Genomic DNA, 2,786 nt, shown 5'->3' with positions numbered 1-2,786 from the left:
CGGCGGCGCGCCATGTCGCCGAGGGTGTATGTGGGGTCGATGTCGGTCACTATCCATGAGAACCCGTAGGCTTCATGAAACTGCGGATACACCTTCATCAGCACCTTCATGCCAGCTCTGGGCTGTGCTCCCGTCACGGTCATGAACTTGGGCAGGATCCTGCTCCACGTGCCGCGCCAGCATTTTGCCGATGCCTTAGCCACGGGGGTGTTGTGGAGGTCGTCTTTCTCCACGAGTTCCATATAGCAGTGGCCGTTCACCTGGCGTGCCTCGCTCAGCTCGGCTTCCACCCAGTATTCCTCCGAGAGGGTCTGTTCGATGGTCTGCCTCACGAGGTTGTTGAGTTCAAAGAGTGTGTAGTGCATATCTGGTATATGTGTGTATTTCTGCAAAGTTACAGATTTTTCTCTTTCCATCCGCCCGGAATAAAAAAAAATAATCCCCGCCTCCGGTCATATCGTGCCGGGGGCGAGGACTGAGGTTATCCCTGATCGGTCATCAGCGTTCGTCTGGATTTTCTCTTTTCAGAAGAGTGTATCCTGTCTGCCTTGTACGGGTGGCGCTATTTGCAGCCTATGGGTTTCTTGCCGTTGAGTGCCGGGAAGTGCCACTTTGAGCCGTAACTGATGTATCCGCAGTCCTTACACTGGTATCTGTTGCACGTGAACCACAGGTCGCCCACCTTCACCACCCCTGCACCGAACCGGTATTTAATGCTTTCCTTGAAGCCGCTTTCGGTCTCGGCATCGGTAATGTCCTTTATCTGTGCCTCGTCGCCGTCGATGGGGTCGGCAAAGATGCGGAAGCCCACATCCTGCCGTCCTTCCTGCATGTCGAGCCACTGGTATGTGGCGGGATGCCTGTTGGAGGTGTCAGCGTAGCTCTTGCCGGCAACGGCGGTCATCACGGTCTCGTAGCCCGGGTCGCCACTGCTGATGGTGTCGGAACACATCTCGGAGACGTTGCCCTTCATGTCGTAGAGTCCCTGACAGTTGGCCGGCAGTTCTGCCACATGGTGCATGGCGTTGCCATACTGATACACCCATCCCATTATTTCGCCACACTGTATGTATGTGCTTGCCCATTCCTCTGCTTCAGGCAGGCGGAACCTGAGCGGCACTCCCTGCTCTGCTGCCATAGTGTTGAGCCGTGAGATGAAGGCGTCCACCTCTTCGCGTGTCACTCCGGTGGCGGGGTATTTGCTGTCGATTTTCCATCCGTGGCGATTGTCAGGGCATACGGCTCCCCAGAGCTGCTGGGTGGTCTCCGTCTCTGCCACGTATACGGCGGTGGTGTCCTGCGGATAGACCACGAGCCTCATCCTGAGGGGCACGCCTTTGAAACTTTCTATCCACGGCTTCGCTATCTGGCAGAATTTGTCTGTTTTCACATTCTTGTGGCTGCAATTCTTCGTGCGCCGTATGTCTTTCAGCATTCCGCACTTGATGCAGCGGTAGTGGTCTACGAATACCGCATGGTGGTAATACTTCGACACCGGGTTTGCCCCGAGATCTTCGGTGCTTACCAGCCGGAAGTCGTGGAGGCAGGGTTCGCTCCATTCCGTTTCGGTGCGCTGGCCCACGAGTTGCTTGGTGTCGTTATCGGGACAGTAGAAGTATGTGGAGATCACCTTGTCCATCTTCATCCTGTCGCCCACCCTCTCGGCAGGCTTCTCTTCCACCTCTTCCTTATACACGCCGCCAGGGCAGCACTCCTTGTTCATGGGTGCACTGGCATTGGGCACTATGGTGGCGTCTTCGAGATCCTTCGATTGTTTCAGGCCGCATATCAGACACTGTCTCGTCACCTTGATGTTCCATGTCTCCATCATATAGCACTGGTTCTGGCTTGTTTCCCGCTTGAGCGAATTGAAATCCGGCTGTTCCTCCAGATAGTTCCACACGTGCTGGTGCTCGCCAGTCTTCTTTTCGCAGTTGGGGTCGGTCTCCGTGCGCTCCAGGTCTGGTTCAAACTCCTTGTGACCACATATCTTGCATCGCCAAGAGCGGTCGTACTTCACGAGAATGATGCAGTCGCCCAGATTGGTGCGGCTCTTCACGTATTCCGTGGTGTCGCGGTCTGGATGATAGCAGGTGTTGTCCTTCTGGTTCGCCTCACGCACCCATGACACATAGTAAGTGCCCCTCACGAGTTCGCGCCCCACCTCGTCGTATATGTCGGCAAACATGAATATGGTGTCGTTCTTGTAGGGGTCACGCGGGTCTGCAAAGCTGTAGATGTATTCCGGCACGAAGGTTTCGAACGAGGACAGGCTTTTGCGGTTTTTCCTCATGAAGTTCACCTCGCGTGCGTGGCTCCACAACTGATGCGACGCGCAGGTGATTCTCTGGTCGCCGCTCACGGCGCATCCGTCGTCGGAAGCGGTGGCAAACACGCGGTTGTTGCCCAGTTTATCGAACTCGTCAACGATCTCATAGAACTTGCATTTGTCTTTTCTCTGCTTGTCGTGGTAGAACGAGAGGCGCAGCTGGTGGGGCTTGTTTGCCGCGAGCACCTTGTCGCATTTCAGGTAGGTCACTTTCACCATCATCCCCTGGTCGCCCTCCATAAAATCCTCGTCGGGATAGAGGCGGCGAAGCTGTTGCAGTTGGCGTGCCGTGTTGTCCGTCCCGTCGTCGTAGTATAGGTCGGTCACTTGTCTCCCCGAAGTCAGCTTCACGTTGGGGTCCGGCGAGTCTGACGGGGTTACCGCTTTGGTCGCGGTCTTACTTTTCTGCTTGTCAAAAGACTGATACAGCGCGCTGCCGACCATAACGGCGGCTGCC

Annotated in this window: 2 protein-coding genes; both read right to left on the bottom strand. The window is 55.7% G+C overall.

Annotated features, from left to right (window positions below):
* Positions 1-416, bottom strand: a 416-nt coding sequence (locus tag QVO99_RS02075; protein WP_441295399.1) for an exodeoxyribonuclease VII large subunit, incomplete at its 3' end; no start/stop codon positions are given.
* A gap of 146 nt (positions 417-562) precedes the next feature.
* A partial coding sequence (locus tag QVO99_RS02070; protein ID WP_288176876.1) for a formylglycine-generating enzyme family protein occupies positions 563-2,786 on the bottom strand: 2,224 nt, incomplete at its 5' end.

It is taken from the genome of Prevotella sp. CAG:592, from assembly GCF_000436015.1.
GTDB classification, from domain to species: domain Bacteria; phylum Bacteroidota; class Bacteroidia; order Bacteroidales; family Bacteroidaceae; genus Prevotella; species Prevotella pectinovora.
The sequence above is the reverse complement of the archived record's forward strand: the minus strand, read 5'-3'. Positions and strand labels throughout refer to the sequence as shown.